Below are 25,802 nucleotides of genomic sequence, written 5' to 3' on the forward strand. Positions count from 1 at the left end.
GGCCTGAGCAACCACATAAGGCCGGGCACACTGGATTGGAGCGACACTTGGCTACCCTGGGTATGAGCAGCGCCGAACGCGAAGCGGTGGAAAGCTTCCGCCGCGACGTCGTCGAACCGTCGATGACCAAATTGGTGATCATCGATTTCTGGGCGGAATGGTGCGGGCCGTGCAAGGCGCTGACGCCGCTGCTCGAAAAGGTTGCTGCCGCTTATGCCGACAAGGGTGTGGTGCTGGCCAAGATCGACACCGACAAGAATCAGTTCATCGCCGCGCAATTCCAGATCAAGTCGATCCCGACCGTCTATGCCATGTTCCAGGGGCAATTGGTCGCGGACCTGACACCCGCGCGCAGCGAGACGCAGTTGCGCACCATGCTCGACCAGATCTTGAAGCAGCTGCCGATCGAAAGCACCGAGGCAAGCCTGGAAGCCGAACTCGAACCGCTGATCGCGATGGGCGAGCAGGTATTGGTCGAGGGCGATGCCGCGCGTGCCGTCAGCGTATTCACACAGCTCGCCGAAATGGCCCCCGAGCATCCGGCCGTTCTTTCGGGAATGGTGCGCGCGCTGGTTGCCGACAAGCAGACCGATGCCGCCGAAGCGGCGATCGCGGCGTTGCCCGAAGAGATAGCCAAGCTGCCCGAGATTGAGCGCGCGCGCAGTGCGCTGGCGCTGGCCCGCGAGGCCAAGCCGGTCGATGATCTGGCTGGGCTTGCCGCCGAAGTCGCTGCCAATCCGCAGGATTTCGACAAGCGTTTTGCCCTGGCCGGTGGCCAGATGGCAGCGGGTGACCGCGACGGGGCTGCGGCCACGCTGCTGGCGATGATCGCCGATGACCGCAGCTGGAACGAGGGTGCCGCGCGGACGCAGTTGCTCAAGCTGTTCGAGGTGGTCGGACTCGAAGATCCGTGGGTGTCGGCGCAGCGGCGCAAGCTGTCGGCAATCCTGTTCGGGTGACGACGACGCGGCTCTCGATCTTCCCGCTGGCAGGGGCATTGCTCTTCCCGAGGATGCATTTGCCGTTGCACATCTTCGAGCCGCGCTATCGCGCGATGATTTCCGACGCCATGGCGCGCGACCGGCGAATCGGCATGGTGCAGCCGCGACCCACCCTCCCCGCGAACGCCGCCAATCGCGTCGAACGGCCCGCGCTGTTCGACATTGGCTGCGTCGGCAAGATCGCCGAGTTCGAGGCAAGCGAGGACGGACGCTACAACCTCATCCTCGAAGGGCTGTCGCTGTTCCGGATCGTGCGCGAGCTGGATGTGGCCACGGCTTTCCGCCAGGTCGAGGCCGAACTGATCGCTGGCCCTGCCAGCCCCGAAATGCTTTCGCTGTCGCGCCGCTCCGCGCTGGAAAGCGAATCGCGCACCTTTGCCGATGCGCAGGGCTATGCGGTCGATTGGGACGCGGTAGCGCGGCTCGACGACGAATCGCTGGTCAACGGGATCGCGCAGATCGCCCCGTTCGACGTCGCGGCAAAGCAGGCGTTGCTGGAAGCCGGCGGTATCGAGAACCGCGCCGAACTGATCATCCAGCTCATGCAGTTCTTCGGGCGGCATGACGGCGAGGATTCGGTGACGCTGCAATAGAGGCAAGCGCAATGAGCAAGGCCAAGCGCAAGGGCCGCCTCGGCGGCGCGGCGATGATGATCGGGATGTTCTTCGCCACGCTGTTCGACCCGAAAAAGGCGGCAGCGGTGGAACATGTCGCTACGCAGCGACGGATTGGCAACGAGGACGCGCGTATCGCAGCGACAGCCAGTGCGCCGCCTGCCGCCGGGGAAAATGTGCGCAACTGACCACGGCTCTGCGGGCTACCGGTGGACGCGCGACCCCAATCAACGCAGCGACCTGCGCCGCCGCTCGCGGCTAAACCGTCATTCCCTGCAGCAGCTTGGGTACGTCGCCGCTCTCGCCGCGCGCTTCGGCGATGAAGCGGCGCTTTAGCGGGGGCATGTGCTGCACGGCCGACAAGCCGAAACGCCGCACCGCGTTGGCGGTCTTGCCCGGCACGCCGAACAGCCGCGTGAGCCCATCGGTTGCCGCCGCCACCATGAAGGTGTCGAGGCTGCGCCAACGATCATAGCGTGCGAGCAACTGCGGATCGCCGAGGTCGAGCCCGGTGCGCTTGCCCTCGACCAGCACTTCGACCAGCGTCGCCACGTCGCGGAAACCGACATTGACACCCTGGCCCGCGATCGGGTGGATGCCGTGCGCCGCGTCACCGACCAGCGCCAGCCGGTTCGACACGATCTTCGCGGCATGGTGAAAGCCGAGCGGATAGCTCATCCGTTTGCCAAGCGGCCCGAGCGCGCCGAGAAACCCGCCGATACGCTTGTCCGCCTCGGCCAGCCAACCGCGGTCGGACAGCTTCATCATCCCCGGGGCCTGATCGCGCGTCACCGACCAGACGATGCACGAGCGGTGGCCCTGTTCATCATCGTTGAGTGGCAGGATTGCGAACGGACCATCGGGATAGAAGATCTCGAAGGCGATGTTCTCATGGGGGTGTTCATGGTGCAGCGACGTGACGATCGCAGCATTGTCATACGTCCAGCGTGCGACACGCAGGCCCGCCGCCTCGCGCGTCGGTGAATTGCGACCTTCTGCCGCGATCAGCAGCGGCGCGGTGATGACCGCGCCCGAATCGAGCGTGACGGTAACGCCGTGTTCGCCGCGATCGACCGCGACTGCCCGAGTCTTCATCCGTACGTCCACCCTGGGCGCGGCCGATGCCGCTTCGAACAACGCCGCGCGCAGCCGTCGATTCTCGACCATATGCCCAAGCGCATCCTCGCCCGCATCCGGCTCGAAATCGAGCGCACCGGGCTCCAGCCCATCGCTGACGCGAATCCCCTGGATCGGGCAGGCAAAAGCAGCAAGACGATCGGCCACACCGATCGCACCGAGCATCCGCCACGGCGCACCGGCAATCGCCGAAGCGCGGCCGTCAAAGCCGGCGGCAAGGATCACCTCCGGATCGGCGATGTCGATGATGATGGCGCTGAGCCCGTGCCGATCGAGCGCCACGGCGAGCGCGCTGCCGACGAGCCCGCCGCCGAGAATGATGACGTCTGCTTGGTTCATAGCCCGCTGTAGCGCTTCGGCGGGGGCGTGCCAACGGCTTCGCCCCACCGCTCCAGCCTTGACGCAAGCCCGCGCGCGCGCGATGATTCCTGGGGACAGACAGCGAACATTTGGGATTTGGAAAGCATGGCGAGCCGCGCGCAGCCACCGTTGTGGCGTGAAACCGTCCGGGCCGGCGCGGTGCGCAGCGGCGCGTTGATCGCTGCGATCGCGCTGGTGACGTTGGTGGTGGTGATCGTGATTGCGCTGGCGAGCTATCATGCCAGCGATCCGTCGCTCAATACGGCTTCGGCCGGCCCGGCGCGCAACTGGTTGGGGCGCGGCGGGGCTTTGGTCGCCGACGGAGCCTTCTGGTTGCTGGGTCCGGGAATCGCGCTGTTGCTACCGACGCTGCTGCTGATTGCTTTGCGGCTGTGGCGCGACGTGCCCGTTGGGCGTTGGCGGCGGATATTGCTCACCGCAGCGGGCGGCATCGCGTTGCTCGGCTCCGCATTCGCGCTGGTGTCCGGCGCGGCGGTGGGGTGGTTGCCGGCCGGGTGGGGCGGGATCCTCGGCCTTGCCGTGTCGGACCTGCTCCGCGCCGCGATTGCGCTGATCGGGAATAGCGAGGCGGTGCTGTGGACGACGCGCGGTGCGGCCGCGATTGTCGGCCTCTGCGGGCTGGCGCTATGGGCCTATAGCTTCACCATCGACATGGCCGAACGACCGGCCCGCGCGCCACGCGAGCCGAAGCGACTGACCGACCGGCGCGGCGCAGCGGAGATCGAACCCGAGCGATTCGTGCCCGAATCGCCGCGCAAATTGTCGATGCCGCGTGCGGTGGCGACCCCCGATGTCCGACCGGGTCCGGTCATTTCCGAACGGCAAATGACGCCGGTCACCACCGCCAAGCCGCGCGAAAAGCAGACGTCGATGGACTTCGGCGACAAGTCGCATTTGCCTTCGGTCGATCTGCTCAAGCCGACTCCACCCTCGGTCGGTGGCCCGATCGACAAGGTTGCGCTCGACCGCAATGCGCGATTGCTGGAGACGGTGCTGAGCGATTTCCACGTCAAGGGATCGATCATCAATGTGCGACCGGGCCCAGTGGTGACGATGTACGAACTGGAACCGGCGGCCGGCATCAAGGCGAGCCGCGTCATTCAGCTCGCCGACGATATCGCGCGCAACATGTCGGCGGTGTCGGCACGCGTGGCTACCATTCCCGGGCGCACCGTAATCGGTATCGAGTTGCCCAATGCGCGGCGCGAGACGGTGGGCCTGCGCGAACTCATCGATTCGCTCGACGATCAGCCGGGCGCGCTGTCGCTGGTGCTGGGCAAGAATATCGCGGGCGATCCCGTCATCGCCGATCTCGCCCCGATGCCGCATTTGCTCGTTGCGGGTACGACGGGTTCGGGCAAGTCGGTCGGGCTCAACTGCATGATCCTGTCGCTGCTCTATCGGCTCAAGCCGGAAGAGTGCCGGATGATCATGATCGATCCCAAGATGCTCGAACTGAGCATGTATGAGGACATTCCGCACCTCTACGCACCCGTCGTGACCGACCCGGCCAAGGCGGTGCGCGCGCTCAAATGGACGGTCGAGCAGATGGAGGACCGCTATCGGCAAATGTCCTCGCTCGGCGTGCGCAGCCTCGCCAGCTTCAACGACAAGGTGCGCGCGGCCAAGGCCAAGGGCCAGCCGCTCGGGCGCAAGGTGCAGACCGGCTATGAACCCGTCACCGGCGCGCCGATCTATGAAGAGGAAACGCTCGATTATCAGGTGCTGCCGCAGATCGTGGTGATTGTCGACGAACTGGCCGACCTGATGATGACCGCGGGCAAAGAGGTCGAATTTCTGATCCAGCGCCTGGCGCAAAAGGCGCGCGCGGCCGGCATTCACCTCATCATGGCAACGCAGCGCCCGTCGGTCGACGTCATCACCGGTGTGATCAAGGCAAATCTGCCGACGCGAATCAGCTTCCACGTCACCTCCAAAATCGATTCGCGCACCATTTTGGGCGAGCAGGGGGCCGAACAGCTGCTCGGCAAGGGCGACATGCTGTATATGCCCGGCGGAAAAGGCATCGTGCGCGTGCACGGGCCCTTCGTATCCGATGACGAAGTGCGCGCGGTAGCCGATCACTGGCGCGCGCAAGGGCGGCCCGACTATAACACGGCGGTGACCGAAGAGCCGGAGGACGGCTTCGCGCTCGACGGCGCGCCGATCGGCGAAGATTCGGCCGAGGACCAGCAATATCGCGCGGCGGTGCAGTTGGTGGTGGAGAGCCAAAAAGCCTCGACCTCGTGGCTGCAACGCCAGTTACGCGTTGGCTATAACAGCGCCGCGCGGCTGATCGAGCGGATGGAGAAGGACAATATCGTCGGTCGCCCCGATCATGTCGGCCGCCGCGAAGTGCTGCGCGACCGCGACGGTCATCCCGTCTAAGGCTGCGGTTCAGAGCGGGTTCAAGCCGGTGGCGCTGTATAGCGGCCGATCAGGAGATATGTGTGTTCAACCAGTTCAAACCTGCTTTCGCTTTGCTCGCAGTCCCCGCGCTGGTGGCGGCCGCCCGGGTCGGCGACCTGGCACAAGTGCAAAATCATCTACGCGCAGTCGAAAGCATGACGGCGACCTTCACCCAGACGGACCGATCGGGGAAGGTGCTGACTGGCGTGCTGACGCTGAAGAAGCCCGGCAAGATCCGCTTTCAATATGAAAAAGGCGTGCCGATCCTGATCGTCAGCGACGGAAAATCCTTGTGGTTCCTCGATTATTCGGTCGCCCAAAAGCAACGCTGGCCGATCGCCGGTTCCCCGCTTGGCATCCTGCTCGATCCCTCGCGCGATATGAGCAAGATCGCTTCCGTGGTCACGACGGACAATCCCAATGTGATCGCCGTGGACGCAGCCGACCCCAAGCATCCGGAATATGGCCGGATCAGCCTGGTGTTCGCGCGCAATCCGACTGCGCCGGGCGGATTGATGTTGCAGGGCTGGGTCGCGCTCGATTCGCAGAACAATCGTACGACCATCCGGCTGTCGAACCAGCGGTTCAACGCGCCCGTCGCCGACAATGCCTTTCAGTGGCGCGATCCTGTGCGCCCGACCGGGAAAAAATAGTTTCATTCATATTGGCGACAGGTTGCCGCGCATAAAGACGGTTTCGCGGATGAGGACGTTCGGGATTTCCCCCTGTTACCCGAACCTTCGCTTCCCGCCTGCGTGACGAACGCTAGGTCGGCCCTCGCTCCATGCCCCCGGAGCGAGGGCCTTTCCATGTCCGGGGCGGCCACCGCTGGCGTGGCAGGCATGGCCTCGCTAGAGCAGGATGATGACCGCTTTGCTCAAGATCGCATCCTGGAACATCAACTCGGTACGGTTCCGCATCGAGATTGTTGAGAAATTCCTGCGCGAATCCGCGCCCGATATCCTGTGCCTGCAGGAAACCAAGGTGATCGACCAGGACTTCCCGACCGCTTCGTTCCGCGCGCTCGGCTATCGTCATATCGTGCTGCATGGGCAGCGGATGCACCACGGCGTCGCCATTCTGTCCAAGGTGCCGCTGGTCGAGGATGACCGGTTCGACTGGCAAGCCAACCGCGAGGCGCGTCATGTCGGGGTACGGCTCGAATCGGGCATGCGGATCGAGAATGTCTATGTCCCGGCCGGCGGCGACGTGCCCGATCGCGAAGTGAACCCCAAATTCGGCCAAAAGCTCGATTTTCTGGAGCGGATGACACTTTGGTCCGAATCGCTTGCCGTGCCGACGCTGCTGGTTGGGGATCTCAACATCGCGCCACTGGAATCCGACGTGTGGAGCCACAAGCAATTGCTGAACGTCGTCAGCCATACACCGATCGAGGTCGCCGCGCTTGACCGGCTCAAGGCGTCCAACAGCTGGGTCGATCTCGGGCGGCATTTTTTCCCGGCACCTGCGCGCCTTCATACCTGGTGGAGCTATCGTTCGGCCGATTGGACGGTCAACGATCGCGGTCGGCGGCTGGACCATATGTGGGCGACGGCAGATGTTGCCGCGACCGCGCGGCGTCACCATGTCTTCGAAGAATGCCGTAGCTGGCTGAAACCTTCCGACCACGTCCCCATCATGACCGAGTTCGACGTTTGAGCGATCCCCACAAGACAGCGCTTGCCATTGATGCCTTACGCCGTGGCTGGCCGATAGCCCTTGCCGGGGCCGACGGCACGTTGGCGCTGCTGCCGATCGAAACCGCCGACCCTGCGCGGCTCGCCGCGTTCGATCCGGGCGGGGTGGCGAGCATCTTGCTCTCCGCCGGACGCGCGGCGACCCTGACGCTCGCCAATCAGCGCGAGGCAGCCGCCCCCGATTCGCCCGTGCTGATCGAACGCGCGCCATGGCTCGATTTCGCGACCGCAACCGCGCTGGCGGACCCGCAATTTGACCTGCAAGTCCCTATGAAGGGACCGTTTCGCGCGCACTGTCTGGTCGAACGCGATGCGGGCGCGGCGGCGCTGCGCCTCGCGCGCATTGCAGGGATGCTACCGGCCTTCTTCGTGTTGCCGGGCGAATCGGCAGCGCTGGTGCTTACGCCGGGCGACATCGACGCCCATGAAAATGCCGCGCGCCTGACGATCGCGACGCGCGCGCATTTGCCCGTAGTCGGCGCGGAGGATGCCGAGATCGTCGCCTTTCGGACGCCCGAAATGCCGGGCGAACATATCGCGCTGCTGATTGGCAAACCCGATGGTCGCCCCCCGCTCGTGCGGCTGCACAGCGAATGCCTGACCGGCGACATGCTCGGCAGCCTGAAATGCGATTGCGGGCCGCAGCTCCATGCCGCGATCGATGCTGTCGCGGCGAGTGGCTGGGGCATGATCCTTTATCTGCGCCAGGAAGGGCGCGGCATCGGCCTGATCAACAAATTGCGGGCTTATGCGCTGCAGGATCAGGGGTTCGATACCGTCGATGCCAATACGCGGCTGGGCTTTGCTGTCGATTCGCGCAATTTCGCGGTGGCGGCGCGAATGCTCGACTTGCTGGGCCATCGGTCAGTGCGGCTGCTGACCAACAACCCGCAAAAGGTCGCGCAACTCGAAGCGGCCGGAATCGCGGTGGTCGAGCGCGTGCCGCACATCCTGCCCGCCAACCCGCATAACGAACGGTATCTGGCGACCAAGCGCGACCGCACCGGCCACCAATTTTAGGCGATCAGCGCGGCAATGTCGTCGAAGGTCTCGGCCACGTCATGGACGCCGATCGAGCGCAATTTGGCGGCATGATCGGGGCCGCAATGCGTCGCACCGACAAACCCGATGACATGCGCGCCCGAAGCGACGGCGCCGGTGGCACCGACGGGCGAATCCTCGACGATCACCGCCCGCGCAATGTCGATGCCGAGCGCCGTGGCGGCGTGGAGATAGATATCGGGCGCGGGCTTGCCACGGATGACATGCTCCTTGCCCGAGAAGATCCGGTCGCCAAACACGTCGCGCAGACCAATATGCTCAAGGTGCCGCGTGATCCACGCGGTCGTGCTCGACGAGGCGATCGCCTTGGGCAAGGCGTCGGGCAGGCCAAGCACGAACTTGACCGCACCTTCGACCGCATCGACGCCCTCATGCATCGCGCGTTGATCCTCGATTCGGCGCGCGGCGTGAAAGTCTTCCGGCAGCGACCGGCCGATCCAGTTCTCGACCGCGCCGATGAACGACGCCCCCGACAATCCCATGAAATTGGCGAAGGAATCCGCAGGCGTCGTAGGATGGCCGATGCTCGTCAGATAGGCCGCGATCTGGCGATTGCCGACCGCTTCGCTTTCGATCAGGACGCCGTCGAAATCAAAAATGATGCCATCGAAGGTCATGCACGCGCTCCAAACAAGGCGCTGCCAATGCGAACATGCGTCGCCCCCAGCATCACCGCCGTCTCATAATCCCCCGACATGCCCATGCTGAGACCGTCGAGGTCGTGATCGCGCGCGAGCTTGGCAAGCAACGCGAAATAGGGCGCAGCCTCGGTGTCGGCCGGCGGCACCGCCATCAGGCCGCCGATCGGCAAATCCACCGCGCGCGCCGCCTCGAGCACGGCGGGGAGCTCGTCAATCGCGCAACCACCCTTTTGCGCTTCGTCCCCGATATTGACCTGGAGAAAGCAGGTCGGGCGGCGACTCTGCCGCTCCATCGCGCGGGCGAGTGCGGTGATGAGGGAAGGGCGGTCGACCGAATGGATCGCGTCGAACAGCGCGACTGCATCCTCGGCCTTGTTCGATTGCAATTGCCCAACCAGATGCAGCGTAATATCCGGGAATGACTCGCGTAGCGCGGGCCATTTGTCCTGCGCTTCCTGTACGCGATTCTCGCCAAAAACGCGCTGTCCCGCCGCCAGCAAAGGCGCGATTTCGGCGGCGGATTTGGTCTTCGAAATCGCGATCAGCGTCACGCCCTCGGGATTACGGTCGGCAAGCGCGGCGGCGCGGGCGATCGTCGCCTGGACACTGGCTAGCGCGGAAGCGGGTGTGGTGGTGGGGTCGTCGTTGGCCATTGGCGGCGCTATAGGCGGCGACATGGCTGTTCGTCACCCCATAAGCGCTCGCGCACTCCCCACACTGTGGCTGATGACCGACGAACGGATGGGCGAGGGCTTATGGGCGGCGCTGGCGGCGCTGCCCCGCGGGAGCGGGGTTGTCTTTCGCCACTTCGCGACACCGGAGGCAGCGCGGATCGCCACGTTCAACCGCATCGCAAAACTCGCACGGCGACGCGGCCTGGTGTTGGTGAAGCCTGGAGGGGACCGGCAGCCGGTCCGGCTGGGTGCTGCCCATTCGGTGCGGGAAGGAATGGCGGCGCGGCGCGCCGGAGCCGATGCTGTTCTGGTGTCGCCCGTCTATCCGACGCGAACCCATCCGGGAGCCCGCGCCCTGGGGCCAATACGCGCGGCGCAGATTGCGCGCGCTGTCGGCCTTCCCGCAATTGCGCTTGGCGGCGTGACGGCACACCGATTCCGTCTTCTGAAAAGACTCGGTTTCGCGGGTTGGGCGGCTATTGACGGGCTGACTCCCCGCAGTGCCGCCACCGATTAGAAGCGGAAGGCGGTTCCGATATACACCGCCTGGCTGTCGCGGCGGCCGGTATCGGTGTTCGGCTGGGTGATCAAACGCTCGCGCTCGTCTTTATAGCGCACGCCTGCCGTCACATCGAGGCGACGCGTCAGCGAATAGGAACCGCCGACGTCGATCGAGTAAGCCGGTGCGTCTTCGATCAGCTTGGGCGCGCCCGCGAGCGGACGATCGGCACCCGCCTTCACGCGACCGGTGAAGCGATTGCCCGTGTAGCTGACCCCGACTTCGGCTGCTTCGCGACCACCCGGCAGCCCCGCCAAATCGACCTTGGACACATCGCCCGACAGTGCAAAGCGCTTCCACCCGACCGCGACGCCGAGATTATAAGCGATCGGCGTAAGGTTGACCGTCGCAGCGGGAACAGGCGCGCTGCGATCGACCACCGTGGTTCCACGCGCCGACCGTGCACGAATTGCGATCGTTACCGCATGCGAGCCGTCTCGTCGGCCATCCGATGGTGTGAAACGAAAACCGCTCGTATCGAGACCGCCGCGCGCGAACAAAGCCGCGAGCCTAGGATCCGCTGAAGCCGGCGTGAAAGAGCCGATTCCCCGCACCGCAAGTGCGTTGCGCTTGGGCGCAGGTCGCGTGCCAGGCATGTCGCTAGCGCCAACTGCCGGAGCCACAGCGATGCCGAGGGCGACTAGCGCTCCCGCAGCAATCCCGGACATCCAACGAGCAGAAAACACGCAAAGCCCCTTATCAGTACCTTATTGGTACCGTCATGTGTCATTGCGCCTATCACGATTCAATTCCGCACCGCCACTATCTTGACTCATTTTCTCAAGACAGTGTCTCGAAGGACACACACGGCGCACGCACCCGGAGGCGCTGGATGTGTCGCTTGCGGCATGCGCGAGACATTCTATAGATACCGACGTCCCCCAACACCCAGTTTTGTTCAGGAACCGCCGATGACCCGCCGCCCACGCACCGCGATCGTGGTTTCGTTCGCTCTTGCCGCCTCTTTGTCGCTGGGGGCCTGCGCCCATAAGCGTGCCCGGCCGCAAAGCGCCGATCTCGCCGCTTCGAAAGTGACCACGATCGGCGTCAACGCCTATCTGTGGCGTGCCAGCCTCGACACGCTGAGCTTCATGCCGCTGCTGCAGACCGATTCCAACGGTGGGGTGATCGTGACCGACTGGTATATCAACCCGGCAGCCCCCGCCGAGCGGATCAAGGTTACGGTAACGATCCTCGACCAGGACCTTCGCGCCGATGGCCTTCGCGTCGCCGCGCTGCGCCAGGTCAATCAAGGTGGCCAGTGGGTCGCGGCCCCGGTCGAAGCCTCCACGGTGCAGAAGCTGGAAGATATCATCCTGACCAAAGCGCGTGACCTGCGCCGCGCTGCCGTAGCCCAGTAGGATCCCCGTTCTCATGGCGTCACGCTTCAACGCGCTGAAAGCGGACGCGGCATGGCAGAAGGTGTGGGACGACGCCCGCACCTTCGCCGCACGCGACGATTCGCCCAAGCCGCGCTCCTATGTTCTTGAAATGTTTCCGTATCCTTCGGGGCGGATCCATATGGGCCACGTCCGCAACTATACGATGGGCGACGTGCTGGCGCGCTACCGCCGGATGACGGGGATGGAAGTGCTCCACCCGATGGGGTGGGACGCCTTCGGCATGCCGGCCGAGAACGCCGCGATGGAAAAGGGCGTTCACCCGGGCGGCTGGACGCGCGACAATATCGCCACGATGAAGGCACAGCTCAAACGGCTTGGCTTCGCGCTCGACTGGACCCGCGAGCTGGCGACCTGCGAGCCGGACTATTACGGCCACGAACAAGCGCTGTTCCTCGACCTGTTCGCGCACGGGCTGGTCTATCGCAAAGAAAGCTCGGTCAACTGGGATCCGGTCGACATGACCGTGCTCGCCAACGAGCAAGTGATTGACGGGCGCGGCTGGCGATCCGGCGCGTTGGTCGAGCGGCGCAAGCTGTCGCAATGGTTCCTGAAGATCACCGATTTTGCCGACGAGCTGCTCGAGGGCCTGGGATCGCTCGAGCATTGGCCCGACAAGGTCAAGCTGATGCAGGAAAACTGGATCGGCCGCAGCCAGGGGCTGCAATTCCGTTTTGCACTGTCCGATGGCGGTGCGGTCGAGGTCTTCACCACACGCCCCGACACGATTTTCGGGGCAAGCTTCGTCGCGGTCGCCGCCGACCATCCGATTGCGCAAGTGCTGGCCGAGCGGAACCCGGCAGCCGCCGACTTCATCGCCTTGTGCAAACGCGGCGGCACAACTGCGGCGGAGCTCGAAACGCAGGAAAAGCTCGGCTTCGATACCGAGCTGACCGCAGCGCACCCGTTCGACCCGACGATCCAACTGCCCGTCTACATCGCCAATTTCGTGTTGATGGACTATGGGACGGGGGCCGTGTTCGGCGTTCCCGCGCACGATCAGCGCGACATGGACTTCGCGCGGAAATACCATTTGCCGGTCCGCCGCGTCGTGTCCGATGGCGAGGAAACCGATCCGGTCTTCGTCGGCGACAGCGCGTATACCGGGCCCGGCACGCTGGTAAATTCGCACTTTCTTGATGGCATGGACATTGAGGAAGCCAAACGCGCGGTGATCCAGCGCGCCGAAGGAGAGGGCTGGGGGACCGGCTCGACCGTGTTCCGCCTGCGCGACTGGGGTGTCAGCCGCCAGCGCTATTGGGGCACACCGATCCCGATCATTCACTGCGATGCCTGTGGCGCGGTGCCGGTGCCCAAGGATCAGTTGCCGGTGATCCTGCCCGAAGACGTGACATTCGACATTCCCGGCAATCCGCTCGATCGCCACCCGACATGGAAGCACGTGGCTTGCCCATCGTGCGGCGCGGCCGCACGGCGCGAAACCGACACGCTCGACACCTTCGTCGATTCGTCTTGGTATTTCATCCGCTTCGCCAGTCAGCCCAAGGATAAGCCGTTCGATCGCGCCGTCGCCGAGCAATGGCTGCCCGTCGCGCAATATATTGGCGGCGTCGAGCATGCGATCCTGCATCTGCTCTATGCCCGCTTCTGGACGCGCGCGCTGCGCCATATCGGCATGCTCGACATTGCCGAGCCCTTTGCCGGGCTGTTCACCCAGGGCATGGTGACGCACGAAACCTATAGCCGCCAGATCACCGAGCTCGGCAGCGACGGCGTGGATTCGATCACCAAGTCGCGCTGGCTTTCGCTGGACGAGATCGAGAAGCACGGCGACGGCTATATCGAGCGCCTGACCGGCGAAACCGTAACGGTCGGCCGCGTCGAGAAGATGTCGAAGTCGAAGAAGAACACCGTCGACCCGACCGGCATCGTCGATCAATATGGGGCGGACGCCACGCGCTGGTTCATGCTGTCGGATTCGCCGCCAGAGCGGGATTTGCCGTGGAGCGAATCCGGGATCGAAGGATCGTGGCGCTTTATCCAGCGGCTGTGGCGGCTGTTCGACGGCGAGCGCAGCGGGCTCGAGACCGGTACCGACAATATCGCGCTCGAGCGCAAGCTGCATCAGACCATCGCGGGCATTGCCATCGATATCGAAGCGCTCGCGTTCAACAAGGCCGTCGCCAAGCTGTATGAACTGGTCAATGCGATCGAACGCGCCGAAGCGTCGGCGTCGCGCGATACCGCGATCGATACGCTCATGCGCCTGATCGCGCCAATGGCCCCGCATCTGGCCGAGGAAGCATGGTCCGCCGCAGGCAAGCCCGGCCTCATCGCCGACGCCCCCTGGCCGACCGTAGACGCCGCGCTATTGATCGAAGACGAAGTCACGGTCGCGGTACAAATCAATGGTAAGCTGCGCGATACGCTCGTGCTGGCCAAGGGCTTGGCACGCGAAGAGATTGAGGCAGCAGCGCTGTCTTCGGAAAAGATCGTCCGCATCCTTGACGGCAAACCGCCGCGAAAGGTGATCGTCGTGCCAGACCGCCTTGTGAACATCGTCGCATGAGGCTTGCCCTCGCCCTTGTAACCGCCGGTTTCGCTCTGTCGGGATGTGGGTTGCACCCGCTCTATTCGGGTGGAAGCTCCGGCACGGTTGCGATCACGCTGGCACAGGTCGATGTCGCGCCGATCGAGGGCAAAGCTGGATGGCTCATGGCCAACGCCTTGCGCGATCGTCTGCACTCGGCCGCTACCCCGCACTATCGGCTCGAGGTCAAACTGGACGACAAGATCGTTGGGCTTGGCGTTCGCCGCGACGACAGCATTTCGCGCGAACGCCGCACCTTGCGCGCGCGCTATCAACTTATCGATCTAAGCAATGGTGCGGTGCTGCTGGATGCGGCGTCCGGCTCGGATGCCGGAATCGACGTGGTCAATTCCGAATATGCCACGATCGCGGCGGAGAACACCGCGCTGGAGCGGCTTTCCGGCATCGTTGCGGATCAAATCATCGCGCGCGTCGCCACCTATGTGCAGCGAACCTCGCCTGAAAAGCCCTGATCCGATGGATAGGGCCCGCATATGAAGGCCAATCTCAACCAATTGACTCGCGCCATCGATGCGGTGGCGGCCAATCCCGATATCCGCCTGTACCTGCTGCACGGCCCTGACGAAGCCGGAGCACGCGACGTGGCGGCCCGCCTTGGTCGGATCATGGGGCCCGATGCCGAGCGGGTGGATCTTGAACCGGGGATGCTAAAGACCAATCCCGGTCGACTGGCCGACGAAGCCGCGTCCATGTCCCTTTTCGGAACCGCGCGGTACATCCGCGTCGCTGGGGCAGGGGAAGACTGCGTTGAGGCATGCACCCTGTTGCTGTCCGCCGAACGGGCGGGCAATCCCGTCGTCATGATCGCCCCCACAGTGAAGGGGTCGTCCGCCCTGGTGAAACTTGCGACCGCCAGTCCACGCGCGATGGCCTGCGTCTTTTATGTCCCGGAGGCGGGGGAGGCCGACAAGATTGCCGCTAGCATTGCGCGCGAGCAGGGGCTGCGGACGACGGGCGGAACCGCCGCCCGCATCGCGCTCGCGGCCGGGGGGGACCGCGCGGTGATGACGCGCGAGCTTGAAAAAATCGCTCTATATCTGGATGCCGCACCGGAACGCCCTCGCGAAATCGACGATGCTACACTCGATGCGATCGGTGCCGATCTAGGGGATTCGGAAATTTCGCGCGCCATCGACGCCGCGATCGATGGGGGGCCGGATCGCCTGGCGGACGAACTCGGCCGCTTGAGGGTTGCCGGGGTTTCGCCGATTCCGCTCCTCCGCCAATTGGCACGACGCCTGATGACACTTGCCGAGCTGCGCGCCGAGATCGACGGCGGGGCGAGCGTCAACGCCGTCATCGAGCGCGTATTCTTTCGCGAACGCGCCACCACCGCGCGCGCTCTGCACATCTGGTCTGCACCGAAGATCAGCGAAGCGATCGATCGAGTCCGCCGCGCCGAACGCGCGACGATGGCGACGGCAAATGCAGGTGCGGTCCTAGCCGATTCGGCGATGGTCGCCGTCGCACGGATGGCTGCGCGCCAGCGCGGGTAAGCGGCGGGCGTTAAATCCGCTCGCCCGTGAGCCGCTGGCACACCATATCGAGCTGATCGAGCGTCGAGTAGGACAGCACCAGCGTGCCGCCTTTCGCACCATAGGTCACGCGTACCGAGAGGCCGAGCAGATCGGCAAGCTGATGCTCCAGCGCTGCAAGATCCGGATCGCGTCCACCGCTTTCGGTGCTCTGGCTTCGCGGTGCAGGCTTCGCCGCCCGTGCCAGTCGCTCGGTGTCGCGTACCGACAGACCGCGCGCGACGACCTGATCGGCCAGTGCCTCGACATCGGCCGCCCCGATGAGGGCGCGGGCGTGGCCCATCGTCAGCGTACCGGTGACAACGCGTTCCTGGATCGGCGTCGGCAGTTCTAACAATCGCAGCAAATTGGCAATATGGCTACGCGACTTGTTGACCAGCTTGCCCAGCGCTTCCTGGGTGTGACCAAAGTCTTCGATCAGCCGATGATAAGCCTCGGCCTCCTCGATCGCGTTGAGGTCCTGCCGCTGAATATTTTCGACCAGCGCAACTTCGAGCGTCTCGGTATCGTCGAATGCCCGAACGATCACGGGCACTTCGTGCAACCGCGCCCGCTGCGCCGCGCGCCAGCGGCGCTCACCCGCGACAATCTGGTATCCCGTCCCGTGCGGTCGCACGACGATGGGCTGCAGCACCCCGCGTTGCGCAATCGACTGCGCCAATTCCTCAAGCGCAGCTTCATCGAAATGCCGGCGCGGCTGGCCCGGATGCGGCGTCAATGACCCCACCGGAAGCGAACGGATACCGGGCGATGTTTCCTTATTCCCGCCAACCGGCTCCTCGCGGGCCAGATCGCCCATCAATGCGTTGAGACCGCGGCCAAGGCCGGAGCGCGGCTTCGGGCGAGCCTGCGGAGCGTTCTGCGGCACGGTCGAGTCGGTCATGCGGCCCTTGCAGGTTGGGGTTCGATATTGGGAAGTCGTGCAATCAATTCACGGGCAAGCGCGATATAGGCTTCCGAACCGGGGCAGCGATAATCGTAAATCAAGGCTGGCAAGCCGTGGCTCGGAGCTTCCGACAAGCGAACGTTGCGCGGGATAACGGTTTCAAACACCACCCCGCCGAGCACCGCACGAACATCGTTGGAGACTTGATCGGTCAACCGATTACGCCGGTCATGCATGGTCAGCGCTACCCCCATGATCGACAGGCCGGGATTGAACCGCTCGCGAATACGCTCCACTGTGCTCAGCAACTGGCTGAGCCCCTCAAGGGCGAAAAACTCGCACTGCAGCGGGACCAGGAGCGAATTGGCGGCTACCATCGCGTTAAGGGTCAGCAACCCAAGCGATGGCGGGCAATCGATCAGGACGACGTCCCAACGGTGATCGGAACGGGCGAGCGCGCGGGAGAGACGATGCGTCCGCTCCTCATATTCGACAAGTTCGATTTCCGCGCCAGACAGATCGACCGTGGCGGGGACGATATCGAGCTTGGGGACAATCGTCGGTAGCGCTGCCGCTTCGATTGTCGTTTCCCCCAGCAAGATATCGTAAGTGGAATGGTGGCGGTCGGCGCGCGCGATGCCAAGGCCGGTCGAAGCATTTCCCTGAGGATCGAGGTCGAGCAACAGCACGCGCAATCCGGTCGCCGCCAGTGCGGTACCGAGATTGATAGCGGTGGTGGTCTTGCCCACGCCGCCCTTTTGGTTCGCTACGGCAATGACGTTCATCGGCGTGACACCTCTGATGCGAGAACGATCAACGAATCCGGATCGGTAAGACTATGTTCCACGTGAAACACACCATGCCATTCCCGTTCGGCGGTGGCCACCTCTTCGCGAGCGGACCGGCCCTTGGGCAAGATCCACCGCGTATCGGGGGTCGAACAATCCCTCGCCCACCCGAACAACTCGGTCAAGGGCCCAACTGCGCGGGCCGAAATTATCCCCGCAGTCTGGCGCATATTTTCGATTCGGCCGCACACGACATGCGTTCGATCGCCAATTCCGAGCGTCGCGGCAGTCTCTGCGAGGAAGGCCGCGCGCCGTTTTCGTGGCTCTACCAGCCACACCTCCCGCTCCGTTAAAGCGGCAACCACCAACCCGGGAAAACCCGCTCCGCTGCCGATATCGATCCATCGATTGTCCTTCTCGTCGCCCGCAAAGCCGATCAGCTGCGCGGAATCGACGATGTGACGGCTCCAAATCGCATCAATCGTAGACGGTGCGATCAGATTTTGCTGCCGCGTTTCCCCCAGCACGATTGCCGCAAATGCGGCCATCGCGGCAACGCCGCCCAGTCCAAAGCGCTCCTCAATCCACGCTTTTGCCTCGTCCTCGGTCATGCGGCCTTCCTGCGAAGGTGCAGCAGGATCGCCGTCAAAGCGGCGGGCGTTATTCCGCGGATACGGCTTGCGGAGCCCAATGTCTCGGGCTGCGCAAGCGCCAGGCGCTCGATCATCTCCGTCGAGAGACCCGGGATCGCAGCGAAATCAACCGAAGCAGGGATTGCAATCTCATCCTGCGCGCGCAGGCTGGCGATCTCGGTTTCCTGGCGCAACAGGTAAGGGGCATAGCGCGCATCCTCGGCGATCTCGGCCAACAGGGCAGCCTCCACGCTGCCCATCAGCTCGGGAATCAGCATCCCAATTTCCACGCCGGCCACCCGGAGCCATTGCTCTCCCGTGCGCGCCTGTGGATCGGGAGCCAAAGGCGCGCCTCCCGCAACCCAAACATCCTGCGTCACAGATTGCGCGAGCCGGGTTTCGACCGCCACGCGCTGCTCGGCGCGCCGCTCGAGACGGCCCAGGCGTTCCGGCCCGAGGCACCCAATGCGCGCCGCAAGCGGGCCAAGGCGGGTCTCGGCATTGTCGGCGCGCAGCCGCAAACGGTATTCCGCGCGTGCAGTGAGCATACGATACGGCTCCGTGATGCCCTGGAGCACCAAGTCATCGATCATCACCCCTAAATAGCTCGATCCCCGGTCGAGTATGATCGGGGCAGCGCCCAGCGCATGTGCCGCTGCATTGAGGCCCGCGATCAGGCCCTGTCCGGCCGCCTCCTCATACCCCGTCGTACCGTTGATCTGGCCGCAGCAGAACAGACCTGCCATCGCACGCACTTCCAGCGTCGCCGACAAGGCGCGGGGATCGATATGATCATATTCGACGGCATAGCCCGGCGCGACAATGCGCGCATGCTCAAGCCCCGGGATCGAGGCGATCATCGCTGCCTGAATATCAACCGGGAGCGACGTCGAAATCCCGTTGGGATATACGGTCGCGTCGTCCAGACCTTCCGGCTCCAGGAAGATTTGATGGCCGTCCCGGTCGCCGAAGCGGTGGATCTTGTCCTCGATCGACGGGCAGTAACGCGGCCCTTGACCAGCGATCGCGCCACCAAATAGCGGCGAACGGTCCAGTCCGCTGCGGATGATCGCATGCGTTTCCTGGGTCGTTCGGGTTATCGCGCAATGCAATTGGGGCAGGGGACGGGACGGCGATAGCGGTGACATCGTCCATGGGTCTGCGTCGCTCGGCTGCTGCGCAAGGCGGGCCCAGTCGATCGTCCGCCCGTCCAGACGCGGGGGAGTTCCGGTCTTGAGCCTCGCCATTGGTAGACGCGCAGCCCGCAGTTGCTCAGCGAGTTCCGAGGCTGCAGCTTCGCCAACCCGGCCCCCTACGAAACGCTCCTCGCCGCGAAACATCCGGCCGCCGAGGAAAGTCCCGGTGGCGAGGACCACCGCGCGGGCCGTCAGGCTTTGGCCGCTTGCGAGCCGAACCCCCTTCACCACCCCGTCCGCGTCGCGTAGCAGGGCTGCGACTTCACCGCCGACGATATCCAAGCCATCCTGGGCGCGAAGCATAGCCTGGATCGCAGCCGCATAGCGCCGACGATCTGCCTGGACTCGGGGCCCCTGCACCGCAGCCCCTTTGCTGCGATTAAGCATGCGGTAATGGATCCCCGCAGCATCGGCAGCGCGACCAATCAGGCCATCGAAGGCGTCGACCTCACGGACGAGATGCCCTTTGCCAAGCCCGCCAATCGCGGGATTGCAGGACATCGCTCCGATCTTTACCGGATCAAAACTGATCAGGGCGACGCGCGCGCCGCACCGCGCAGCCGCAGCCGCAGCTTCGGTGCCGGCGTGTCCGCCACCAACGACGATCACATCGAATTCGCTCATACGCTGTCGCTAGGTCGTAGGCGTCGCGCTGTCAAAGGGGAGGGTGGTATGTTCCACGTGGAACGTCGCTTCATTTGCCGATGCAAAAGCGCGAAAAAATCGCATCCAGTACATTCTCTATTCCGCTTCGGCCGGCAACCGCGTCAAGCGCCTTAAGCGCTCCACGCACCTCTTCGGCGACAATCAAAAAATCGCTGCCGGTCGCGGCTTGGAGGTGTTCGAGACAGGCTGACAGCAGTCCCCGCTGTCGACGGTTTGTCGTTAGTACGTCCTCTTGCGGCAACAAAGCACGAGCTCTTTGCGCGATGACTTCCCAAAGCCCATCAAGACCCTCGCCTGTTTTGGCCGACAGGGCGAGAACGCGATCCGAGGGGAGGGCGTCGCGTCCCGGAAGATCGGCGCGCGCGTGAACCCGCAGATGGGCTGGATCGCTTGGGGCGTCGTCGCCCAGCCACACAACGATATCCGCGCTCGCGATCGCGTCGGCCGCGCGCTCGATCCCGATCCGTTCGATCTCATCTCCCGGAAAATCGGTAAGCCCCGCGGTATCGGTGAGAAGATAGGCGATACCACCGCGCTCCACCGGCACTTCGATCCGGTCGCGTGTGGTTCCTGATATCGCTGAGACAATCGCAACCTCGCGCCCTGCCAGCGCATTCAACAATGTGGACTTCCCACTATTGGGCGGCCCTGCGAGCACAAGGCGAACGCCGTCGTACAAGCGCTCCACCGGGGGGGCGGAGAGCAAGCGAGCGATCTCCGCCGCCGTAGCTGCGATGGCGGCCACGATCTCGTCGCTGTTTTCGGACGTCACATCGTCCTCGTCGGAAAAGTCCAACTGCGCTTCGATTCTGGCCGCGATGTCGATCAGGCGATCGGTCCAACGGTCGACCTGCGCTCGCAATCCGCCTTCGGCAACGCGCAAGGCCGCGCGGCGCTGTGTCTCGGTTTGCGCGGACAGTAAGTCCCCCAAACCCTCTGCTTCCGTCAGATCGATGACCCCATTCTCAAGCGCGCGGCGGGTAAATTCGCCAGCTTCGGCATGGCGGGCACCAGGCTGTGCGGCGAGGCACGCTTCCACCGCGAGCACCACTGCGCGGCCCCCATGGACCTGAAACTCTACGAGATCTTCGCCGGTCGCAGTGCGTGGGCCGGGGAACACAAGGACGAGCGCTCGGTCAAGCACACTCCCGTCGCGCGGGTCATGCAACGCGCGCAACGCGGCACGGCGCGGCACGGGTAAATCGCCGACCAATCCCCTCGCGATCGTAAAGGCGCCCGGTCCACTCAGCCGAACAATGGCAATCGCGGCGGGCGGTGCGCCGCTCGATGTGGCGAAAATGGTCTCGCGCATGGTCACCGCTGGACTACTTGGTCGTGCTCTCGAACATTTTGCGCCACATCCCCATGCCGGCATCGCTCATCGGCATCCAGCTCCGCACCATATTATCGAGGAGGTCGGGGGCCACCACACCGTCCATGGTATCGGTGAGCATCGCGACATATTTCTCGTGGACGGGGGCAAGGTCGGGCAGGCCCATGAAGCGCCGCGCTTCTTCCGGGGTGCAATCGACTTCGACATTGATCTTCATCGCGCTTCTCCGCTTGAGCGGGCCTGCGCCGCGCTGCATACTCTGGCCATGTATGCGCGCGATATGGCCCGGATCGCAACGCCTGTCGGTGTTGTCACGATTTATGGCGACGATGCCGCGATCGCCTCGATCCAAATCGACGCCGTTGCGGGCCCTCCAATATCGGGCGCTTCGCTGCCGGTACGTGCCGCCGCCGATCAAATCCAGGCATGGTTCGCAGGCGAGCGCACCAACTTCGATCTGCCGCTCACCGCCGCTCGAACCATCCGGGGGCAAGTGTTACGCGATGCAATGGTGGCGATCGGCTATGGCGAAGTGCTGAGCTATGGCGCGCTTGCTGCCACGATCGGATCAAGCGCGCGCGCAATCGGGCAAGCCTGCGCACGCAATCCTTTTCCGATCATCGTGCCATGCCACCGCGTCAGCAATGCCGACGGTTCGCTTGGGGCTTATTCGGCGGGAGAGGGGCCGGCGACCAAGCGCTGGTTGCTCGATTTCGAACGGCGCGACCGCCGCGATCGCCTGCTTTAGAAAAGCAGGCGCAGCACGCCGATTTCGTGATCGACGATGCCATCATAAATCATGCGGCCGGCAACGAAGAGAATCACGGCCAAGCCGATATAGGCGATCCAAGGATGCCGCCCGATAAGGCGCGCGATGAAGTTCGCGGCAACCGCCATCAGCGTGACCGACAAAGCGAGCCCGAAAAATAGCACCGCTGGATGTTCGCGGGCCGCACCCGCCACGGCCAGAACATTGTCGAGGCTGAGCGATAAATTGGTAATGGCCACCTGGATGGCCGCCTGTGCGAACGTTTTGGGCTGTTTCGCCGTGGCATGACCACCGCTCGTCGCGTCCGCCGCGCCACCGATCTCGCGATAGAGTTTCCACGATACCCACAGCAGCAATATGCCTCCGGCCAGCAGCAAGCCGACGACATGCAAGAGTTGCGTCGCGATCAGCGCGAAGCCGATCAGGCATACCATTGCCATCATCACGCCGAGCGCAAGAACCTGCTTGCGCTGTTTGGAGGGTAGCCCGGCGGCGAGCGTGCCGAGCACCATGGCATTGTCGCCGGAGAAGATCAGATCGATCAGGATTACCTGACCGAGCGTCGCCAGCCCGGCCGTCGTGAATACGTCTGCGATGTTGAACATGGGCAGGCCTTAACAAGAGGCATGGCAAACCCCCACGCCGTCTGCCGCTTAGCCCGTCGGTCGAGGCGATGCGAGTCCGTCGGCACCCCGCCGACGGACCCAGCCCCGATTACTGGTTCATGCTGTCGAAGAAATCTTCGTTGGTCTTGGAATTCTTCATCTTGTCGAGCAGGAATTCCATCGAATCGATCGTGCCCATCTGCATGAGGATGCGGCGCAGCACCCACATCTTGGAGAGCTTGCTCTGATCGACCAGCAGCTCTTCCTTGCGCGTGCCGGACTTGCCGACGTCGAGCGCCGGGAAGATGCGCTTGTCGGCAACCTTGCGGTCGAGCACGATTTCAGAGTTACCCGTGCCCTTGAATTCTTCGAAGATCACTTCGTCCATGCGGCTGCCGGTATCGATCAGCGCCGTCGCGATGATCGAAAGCGAGCCACCTTCCTCGATATTGCGCGCGGCACCGAAGAAGCGCTTCGGGCGCTGCAGCGCATTGGCGTCGACACCGCCGGTCAACACCTTGCCCGACGAGGGAACGACGGTGTTGTAGGCGCGGCCAAGGCGGGTGATCGAGTCGAGCAGGATTACCACGTCCTTCTTGTGCTCGACCAGGCGCTTGGCCTTTTCGATCACCATTTCAGCGACCTGCACGTGGCGCGTGGCGGGTTCGTCGAAGGTCGAGCTGACCACCTCACCCTTGACCGAGCGCTGCATGTCGGTGACTTCCTCGGGGCGCTCGTCGATCAGCAGGACGATCAGGAACACCTCGGGGTGGTTGTCGGTGATCGCCTTGGCGATATTCTGCAGCATCACCGTCTTGCCGACGCGCGGCGGTGCCACGATCAGCGTGCGCTGGCCCTTGCCCTGCGGCGAAATGATGTCGATCACCCGCGCCGACTTGTCCTTGATCGTCGGGTCCGACGGATCGAGCGTCAGCTTCTCATCGGGGTAGAGCGGGGTAAGGTTGTCGAAATTGACGCGGTGGCGCACCGCCTCGGGATCGTCGAAATTGACCGCAGTCAGCTTGACCAGGGCGAAATAGCGCTCGCCATCCTTGGGCCCGCGGATCTCGCCTTCGACGGTGTCGCCGGTGCGCAGACCGAATTTGCGAACCTGGTTGGGCGAGATGTAAATGTCGTCGGGGCCGGCCAGATAATTCGCCTCGGGCGACCGCAGAAAGCCGAAACCGTCGGGCAGCACTTCGATCGTGCCCAACCCCATGATCTGCTCGCCCTCTTCGGCCTGGACCTTGAGGATCGCGAACATCAAATCCTGCTTGCGCAGCGTCGACGCGCTCTCAATGCCGAGTTCTTCGGCCATTGCGACCAGCTCGGCCGGCTTTTTGTTCTTCAGGTCTTTGAGATGCATTGCGGGCGTCCGGGCATAAAGGATGCTGGGGAAAGAGCTTCGGTCGGCGAAGGGTACGCGACGATGCTTGAGGAAGGAGGCCGCGACCGAACGGGTGGACCCGCCGCCTCACGACACGACCTTGAGATACGGGGCCACACTGCGCGCGTCAAGGCGCGACATGGCATCTCGAAAGGGGCATCTCGAAAGGGGTATCTCAGAAGGGCTGGACAATGACCAGGATAACGATGAAGGTCACCAGCACTGCGGGCACCTCGTTGATTAGGCGCAATTGCCGCCCCGTCAGCGTCGGCTTGCCTGCCGCGAGCTTGCGCGCATAGCCCACCGCCCAGCCATGATAACCGCTGAGGACCAGAACCAACGCCAGCTTCAAGTGCAGCCAGCCAAGCCCGTGTTGCCCGGAAAACAGACCCACATTGGCCGCCAGCGCCAGCCCCAGGATCCACACCATGATCATCGACGGGGTTAAGATGATGTTGCGGATCTTGCGCTCGCGCTCAACCCACAAAAGTGCTTCTGGCGAGCTACTGCCGCCACTGGTCAGTGCTTCCTGATGATAGACGAGATAGCGCGGTAGCATGAACATGCCCGCCATCCAGAACACCACGAAGATGACATGTGCCGCCTTGACCCAGAGATAGGCGTTGCCGAGCATTCCAATCATCCAACGCTCCGAACAAAAGCGAGCAACTGCTCGACATGGGCGATCGGAGTATCCTGCAGGATACCGTGCCCGAGGTTGAAGACATGGGGGCGCTCGGCAAAGGCCGCAAGGATGCGCCCGGCGGCCTGTTCCATCGCCTCGCCACCGGCAATCAGTACCAGCGGATCGAGGTTTCCCTGAACGGGCAAATCCTTGGGTAACGCGGCGGCAGCCCATGCCGGATCGATCGTTTCGTCGAGCCCGACCGCGTCGACCCCGGTTTCCCGAACATAAGCGGTAAGCTTTGCGCCGGCACCCTTTGGGAAACCGATAACGGGTACGCCTGGATGGCGTTCGTGCAGCGCCCCGACAATAGCGGCATTGGGGCCGATGACCCAGCGTTCGAACTGTGCGGGGCTGAGGCTGCCGGCCCAACTGTCGAATAGCTGCACCGCCACAACGCCCGACTCGATCTGTTTCGAGAGGTAGTCCACCGTCACCGTGACGATCGCGGAGATGATCTCCTGGAACGCGGCAGGATCGGTATAAGCGAAGCGCCGCGTTTCCCCCTGGTCCCGGCTGCCATGGCCAGCAACCATATAGGTGGCGACGGTCCACGGGCTTCCCGCAAAGCCCAGGAAAGTGGTCTGGGACGGCAGTGAGGCCGCGACCTGGCGCACGGTCTCATAGACAGGTTCGAGCCGCTCAGGGGCCGCCTGAAGGCTTTGCAGGGCATGATCGACCAGCGCGGGTTTTAGTGCCGGGCCTTCGCCAACGCCAAAGCTCAAGTCCTGGCCCAAGGCAGACGGCACCATCAAAATGTCCGAAAACAAAATAGCGCCGTCAAAGCCGAACCTGCGGATCGGCTGGATCGTCACTTCCGCCGCTGCGGCGCTGTCGTTCACCAAGGCGAGGAAACCGCCTTTTTCCGCACGAAGCGCCCGATATTCAGGGAGATATCGGCCAGCTTGTCGCATCAGCCAGACCGGGGGAGTGGGCTGACGATCGCCCAGGAGCGTCGCGAGCAAAGGCTTCTTCAGCGTCGGAATGGTCGGACCCTCTTCTATAAGATTCTAGAATCTTGAAAGGATGAAGTGGTTGTAGGCGCATCGATAGCGGGGCTTATGCGGTCATCCCCGAAAAGCCAACAGGCTGGCGTTTGGCCAATGCCGACTCTGACGTGAGTCGGCGTTTCTGTCCCCGTTATCCACAGCCTGTTGACGGAATCATTGGCTG

Annotated in this window: 27 protein-coding genes; 13 read left to right on the plus strand and 14 right to left on the minus strand. The window is 63.8% G+C overall.

From position 1 onward, the window contains the following. Positions 1-62 precede the first annotated feature (62 nt). From ACP7BY_RS19045 to ACP7BY_RS19055, 3 genes are read left to right on the plus strand one after another with little or no spacing between them, the layout of a single operon-like run. A complete protein-coding gene (locus ACP7BY_RS19045; protein WP_033967525.1) occupies positions 63-959 on the plus strand; it encodes a tetratricopeptide repeat protein in 897 nt (298 codons plus the stop codon). Continuing rightward, positions 956-1,594, plus strand: a complete 639-nt coding sequence (locus ACP7BY_RS19050) for an LON peptidase substrate-binding domain-containing protein (protein ID WP_033967523.1) — start codon at positions 956-958, stop codon at positions 1,592-1,594. Before ACP7BY_RS19045 ends, ACP7BY_RS19050 begins: the two co-directional genes overlap by 4 nt. An 11-nt stretch (positions 1,595-1,605) precedes the next feature. After that, the gene (locus ACP7BY_RS19055) at positions 1,606-1,803 is read left to right on the plus strand and encodes a hypothetical protein (RefSeq protein ID WP_033967521.1); all 198 of its coding nucleotides are present in this window, start codon (positions 1,606-1,608) and stop codon (positions 1,801-1,803) included. 70 nt (positions 1,804-1,873) lie between these two features. Here the strand turns inward: ACP7BY_RS19055 and ACP7BY_RS19060 are convergent, their stop codons facing one another. After that, a complete protein-coding gene (locus ACP7BY_RS19060; protein WP_033967519.1) occupies positions 1,874-3,091 on the minus strand; it encodes a UbiH/UbiF/VisC/COQ6 family ubiquinone biosynthesis hydroxylase in 1,218 nt (405 codons plus the stop codon). 126 nt (positions 3,092-3,217) lie between these two features. Here ACP7BY_RS19060 and ACP7BY_RS19065 point away from each other — a divergent pair, with 126 nt between their 5' ends. The 4 genes from ACP7BY_RS19065 to ribA all read left to right on the plus strand — a co-directional run bounded on the left by ACP7BY_RS19065 (position 3,218) and on the right by ribA (position 8,259). Then, positions 3,218-5,521, plus strand: a complete 2,304-nt coding sequence (locus tag ACP7BY_RS19065; RefSeq protein ID WP_137903141.1) for an FtsK/SpoIIIE family DNA translocase — start codon at positions 3,218-3,220, stop codon at positions 5,519-5,521. Positions 5,522-5,583: 62 nt separating this feature from the next. Then, positions 5,584-6,195 (plus strand): LolA family protein, encoded by a 612-nt coding sequence (locus ACP7BY_RS19070; RefSeq protein WP_033967518.1) that lies wholly within the window; start codon positions 5,584-5,586, stop codon positions 6,193-6,195. A 211-nt stretch (positions 6,196-6,406) separates the two neighbouring features. Continuing rightward, a complete protein-coding gene (locus tag ACP7BY_RS19075; protein ID WP_033967575.1) occupies positions 6,407-7,201 on the plus strand; it encodes an exodeoxyribonuclease III in 795 nt (264 codons plus the stop codon). Beyond that, the gene (gene ribA / locus ACP7BY_RS19080; RefSeq protein WP_033967517.1) at positions 7,198-8,259 is read left to right on the plus strand and encodes a GTP cyclohydrolase II; all 1,062 of its coding nucleotides are present in this window, start codon (positions 7,198-7,200) and stop codon (positions 8,257-8,259) included. Before ACP7BY_RS19075 ends, ribA begins: the two co-directional genes overlap by 4 nt. Here the strand turns inward: ribA and ACP7BY_RS19085 are convergent. Together ACP7BY_RS19085 and ACP7BY_RS19090 are read right to left on the minus strand one after the other, a co-directional pair. Further along, positions 8,256-8,918, minus strand: a complete 663-nt coding sequence (locus tag ACP7BY_RS19085; protein WP_033967516.1) for an HAD family hydrolase — start codon at positions 8,916-8,918, stop codon at positions 8,256-8,258. The genes ribA and ACP7BY_RS19085 overlap by 4 nt on opposite strands. After that, complete coding sequence (locus ACP7BY_RS19090; RefSeq protein WP_137903140.1) at positions 8,915-9,595, minus strand: YggS family pyridoxal phosphate-dependent enzyme; 681 nt, start codon at positions 9,593-9,595, stop codon at positions 8,915-8,917. The genes ACP7BY_RS19085 and ACP7BY_RS19090 overlap by 4 nt, the downstream gene beginning before the upstream one ends. A 22-nt stretch (positions 9,596-9,617) precedes the next feature. Here ACP7BY_RS19090 and ACP7BY_RS19095 point away from each other — a divergent pair, with 22 nt between their 5' ends. Beyond that, complete coding sequence (locus ACP7BY_RS19095) at positions 9,618-10,133, plus strand: thiamine phosphate synthase (protein WP_033967515.1); 516 nt, start codon at positions 9,618-9,620, stop codon at positions 10,131-10,133. Here the strand turns inward: ACP7BY_RS19095 and ACP7BY_RS19100 are convergent. After that, positions 10,130-10,555: a porin gene (locus ACP7BY_RS19100; RefSeq protein ID WP_310065918.1), complete on the minus strand. Its 426-nt coding sequence runs from the start codon at positions 10,553-10,555 to the stop codon at positions 10,130-10,132. The two genes, ACP7BY_RS19095 and ACP7BY_RS19100, sit on opposite strands and share 4 nt — an antisense overlap. A gap of 531 nt (positions 10,556-11,086) precedes the next feature. Here ACP7BY_RS19100 and ACP7BY_RS19105 point away from each other — a divergent pair. From ACP7BY_RS19105 to ACP7BY_RS19120, 4 genes are read left to right on the plus strand one after another with little or no spacing between them, the layout of a single operon-like run. After that, positions 11,087-11,536: a DUF3576 domain-containing protein gene (locus ACP7BY_RS19105; protein ID WP_010405938.1), complete on the plus strand. Its 450-nt coding sequence runs from the start codon at positions 11,087-11,089 to the stop codon at positions 11,534-11,536. Positions 11,537-11,549: 13 nt separating this feature from the next. Then, complete coding sequence (gene leuS, locus ACP7BY_RS19110) at positions 11,550-14,105, plus strand: leucine--tRNA ligase (RefSeq protein ID WP_033967513.1); 2,556 nt, start codon at positions 11,550-11,552, stop codon at positions 14,103-14,105. Further along, on the plus strand, positions 14,102-14,599 hold the full coding sequence (gene lptE, locus ACP7BY_RS19115; protein ID WP_033967511.1) for an LPS assembly lipoprotein LptE: 498 nt from the start codon (positions 14,102-14,104) through the stop codon (positions 14,597-14,599). The genes leuS and lptE overlap by 4 nt, the downstream gene beginning before the upstream one ends. A gap of 21 nt (positions 14,600-14,620) precedes the next feature. Next, positions 14,621-15,643, plus strand: a complete 1,023-nt coding sequence (locus ACP7BY_RS19120; protein ID WP_137903139.1) for a DNA polymerase III subunit delta — start codon at positions 14,621-14,623, stop codon at positions 15,641-15,643. A gap of 10 nt (positions 15,644-15,653) precedes the next feature. Here the strand turns inward: ACP7BY_RS19120 and ACP7BY_RS19125 are convergent, their stop codons facing one another. The 6 genes from ACP7BY_RS19125 to ACP7BY_RS19150 form a co-directional block, all read right to left on the minus strand. Continuing rightward, the gene (locus ACP7BY_RS19125) at positions 15,654-16,565 is read right to left on the minus strand and encodes a ParB/RepB/Spo0J family partition protein (RefSeq protein ID WP_033967507.1); all 912 of its coding nucleotides are present in this window, start codon (positions 16,563-16,565) and stop codon (positions 15,654-15,656) included. Continuing rightward, positions 16,562-17,353, minus strand: a complete 792-nt coding sequence (locus ACP7BY_RS19130; protein ID WP_033967503.1) for a ParA family protein — start codon at positions 17,351-17,353, stop codon at positions 16,562-16,564. Before ACP7BY_RS19130 ends, ACP7BY_RS19125 begins: the two co-directional genes overlap by 4 nt. Beyond that, positions 17,350-17,967: a 16S rRNA (guanine(527)-N(7))-methyltransferase RsmG gene (gene rsmG, locus ACP7BY_RS19135; RefSeq protein ID WP_126849188.1), complete on the minus strand. Its 618-nt coding sequence runs from the start codon at positions 17,965-17,967 to the stop codon at positions 17,350-17,352. The genes ACP7BY_RS19130 and rsmG overlap by 4 nt, the downstream gene beginning before the upstream one ends. Then, positions 17,964-19,808, minus strand: a complete 1,845-nt coding sequence (gene mnmG / locus ACP7BY_RS19140; RefSeq protein ID WP_033967502.1) for a tRNA uridine-5-carboxymethylaminomethyl(34) synthesis enzyme MnmG — start codon at positions 19,806-19,808, stop codon at positions 17,964-17,966. The genes rsmG and mnmG overlap by 4 nt, the downstream gene beginning before the upstream one ends. Before the next feature lie 70 nt (positions 19,809-19,878). Next, positions 19,879-21,162, minus strand: a complete 1,284-nt coding sequence (mnmE, locus tag ACP7BY_RS19145; protein WP_171010588.1) for a tRNA uridine-5-carboxymethylaminomethyl(34) synthesis GTPase MnmE — start codon at positions 21,160-21,162, stop codon at positions 19,879-19,881. Between the two features lie 13 nt (positions 21,163-21,175). Beyond that, entirely contained in the window at positions 21,176-21,400 is a 225-nt protein-coding gene (locus ACP7BY_RS19150) for a DUF6489 family protein (RefSeq protein WP_033967574.1), read from the minus strand. Positions 21,401-21,448: 48 nt separating this feature from the next. On the opposite strand from ACP7BY_RS19150, the gene ACP7BY_RS19155 reads away from it, so the two are divergent. Continuing rightward, positions 21,449-21,931: a methylated-DNA--[protein]-cysteine S-methyltransferase gene (locus ACP7BY_RS19155; protein WP_033967501.1), complete on the plus strand. Its 483-nt coding sequence runs from the start codon at positions 21,449-21,451 to the stop codon at positions 21,929-21,931. On the opposite strand, the gene ACP7BY_RS19160 is transcribed toward ACP7BY_RS19155, so the two are convergent. From ACP7BY_RS19160 to hemE, 4 genes are all read right to left on the minus strand, one after another. Further along, positions 21,928-22,557: a YjbE family putative metal transport protein gene (locus ACP7BY_RS19160; protein WP_033967500.1), complete on the minus strand. Its 630-nt coding sequence runs from the start codon at positions 22,555-22,557 to the stop codon at positions 21,928-21,930. The genes ACP7BY_RS19155 and ACP7BY_RS19160 overlap by 4 nt on opposite strands. Positions 22,558-22,666: 109 nt before the next feature. Continuing rightward, positions 22,667-23,923 carry a transcription termination factor Rho gene (rho, locus tag ACP7BY_RS19165; RefSeq protein ID WP_010405952.1) on the minus strand — a complete coding sequence of 419 codons (1,257 nt, stop codon included), beginning with the start codon at positions 23,921-23,923 and terminating at the stop codon, positions 22,667-22,669. Between the two features lie 196 nt (positions 23,924-24,119). Next, positions 24,120-24,587: a CopD family protein gene (locus ACP7BY_RS19170; protein WP_171010587.1), complete on the minus strand. Its 468-nt coding sequence runs from the start codon at positions 24,585-24,587 to the stop codon at positions 24,120-24,122. Beyond that, positions 24,584-25,606, minus strand: coding sequence for a uroporphyrinogen decarboxylase (gene hemE / locus ACP7BY_RS19175; RefSeq protein WP_137903137.1), 1,023 nt, complete (start codon positions 25,604-25,606; stop codon positions 24,584-24,586). The genes ACP7BY_RS19170 and hemE overlap by 4 nt, the downstream gene beginning before the upstream one ends. Positions 25,607-25,802 lie beyond the last annotated feature (196 nt).

Origin of the sequence: Sphingomonas sp. PSPC2-2 (assembly GCF_049897725.1) — a bacterium.
Taxonomy (GTDB): Bacteria; Pseudomonadota; Alphaproteobacteria; order Sphingomonadales; family Sphingomonadaceae; genus Sphingomonas.

What these genes read in the sequence shown, in the direction of transcription:
- ACP7BY_RS19045 (WP_033967525.1), top strand. Translation starts at nt 63, where the DNA reads ATGAGCAGCGCCGAACGCGAAGCGGTGGAAAGCTTCCGCCGCGACGTC.
- ACP7BY_RS19055 (WP_033967521.1), top strand. Translation starts at nt 1,606, where the DNA reads ATGAGCAAGGCCAAGCGCAAGGGCCGCCTCGGCGGCGCGGCGATGATG.
- ACP7BY_RS19060 (WP_033967519.1), bottom strand. Translation starts at nt 3,091, where the DNA reads ATGAACCAAGCAGACGTCATCATTCTCGGCGGCGGGCTCGTCGGCAGC.
- ACP7BY_RS19065 (WP_137903141.1), top strand. Translation starts at nt 3,218, where the DNA reads ATGGCGAGCCGCGCGCAGCCACCGTTGTGGCGTGAAACCGTCCGGGCC.
- ACP7BY_RS19075 (WP_033967575.1), top strand. Translation starts at nt 6,407, where the DNA reads ATGACCGCTTTGCTCAAGATCGCATCCTGGAACATCAACTCGGTACGG.
- ACP7BY_RS19085 (WP_033967516.1), bottom strand. Translation starts at nt 8,918, where the DNA reads ATGACCTTCGATGGCATCATTTTTGATTTCGACGGCGTCCTGATCGAA.
- ACP7BY_RS19090 (WP_137903140.1), bottom strand. Translation starts at nt 9,595, where the DNA reads ATGGCCAACGACGACCCCACCACCACACCCGCTTCCGCGCTAGCCAGT.
- ACP7BY_RS19095 (WP_033967515.1), top strand. Translation starts at nt 9,618, where the DNA reads ATGGCTGTTCGTCACCCCATAAGCGCTCGCGCACTCCCCACACTGTGG.
- ACP7BY_RS19105 (WP_010405938.1), top strand. Translation starts at nt 11,087, where the DNA reads ATGACCCGCCGCCCACGCACCGCGATCGTGGTTTCGTTCGCTCTTGCC.
- leuS (WP_033967513.1), top strand. Translation starts at nt 11,550, where the DNA reads ATGGCGTCACGCTTCAACGCGCTGAAAGCGGACGCGGCATGGCAGAAG.
- lptE (WP_033967511.1), top strand. Translation starts at nt 14,102, where the DNA reads ATGAGGCTTGCCCTCGCCCTTGTAACCGCCGGTTTCGCTCTGTCGGGA.
- ACP7BY_RS19120 (WP_137903139.1), top strand. Translation starts at nt 14,621, where the DNA reads ATGAAGGCCAATCTCAACCAATTGACTCGCGCCATCGATGCGGTGGCG.
- ACP7BY_RS19125 (WP_033967507.1), bottom strand. Translation starts at nt 16,565, where the DNA reads ATGACCGACTCGACCGTGCCGCAGAACGCTCCGCAGGCTCGCCCGAAG.
- ACP7BY_RS19130 (WP_033967503.1), bottom strand. Translation starts at nt 17,353, where the DNA reads ATGAACGTCATTGCCGTAGCGAACCAAAAGGGCGGCGTGGGCAAGACC.
- rsmG (WP_126849188.1), bottom strand. Translation starts at nt 17,967, where the DNA reads ATGACCGAGGACGAGGCAAAAGCGTGGATTGAGGAGCGCTTTGGACTG.
- mnmG (WP_033967502.1), bottom strand. Translation starts at nt 19,808, where the DNA reads ATGAGCGAATTCGATGTGATCGTCGTTGGTGGCGGACACGCCGGCACC.
- mnmE (WP_171010588.1), bottom strand. Translation starts at nt 21,162, where the DNA reads ATGCGCGAGACCATTTTCGCCACATCGAGCGGCGCACCGCCCGCCGCG.
- ACP7BY_RS19150 (WP_033967574.1), bottom strand. Translation starts at nt 21,400, where the DNA reads ATGAAGATCAATGTCGAAGTCGATTGCACCCCGGAAGAAGCGCGGCGC.
- ACP7BY_RS19155 (WP_033967501.1), top strand. Translation starts at nt 21,449, where the DNA reads ATGTATGCGCGCGATATGGCCCGGATCGCAACGCCTGTCGGTGTTGTC.
- ACP7BY_RS19160 (WP_033967500.1), bottom strand. Translation starts at nt 22,557, where the DNA reads ATGTTCAACATCGCAGACGTATTCACGACGGCCGGGCTGGCGACGCTC.
- rho (WP_010405952.1), bottom strand. Translation starts at nt 23,923, where the DNA reads ATGCATCTCAAAGACCTGAAGAACAAAAAGCCGGCCGAGCTGGTCGCA.
- ACP7BY_RS19170 (WP_171010587.1), bottom strand. Translation starts at nt 24,587, where the DNA reads ATGATTGGAATGCTCGGCAACGCCTATCTCTGGGTCAAGGCGGCACAT.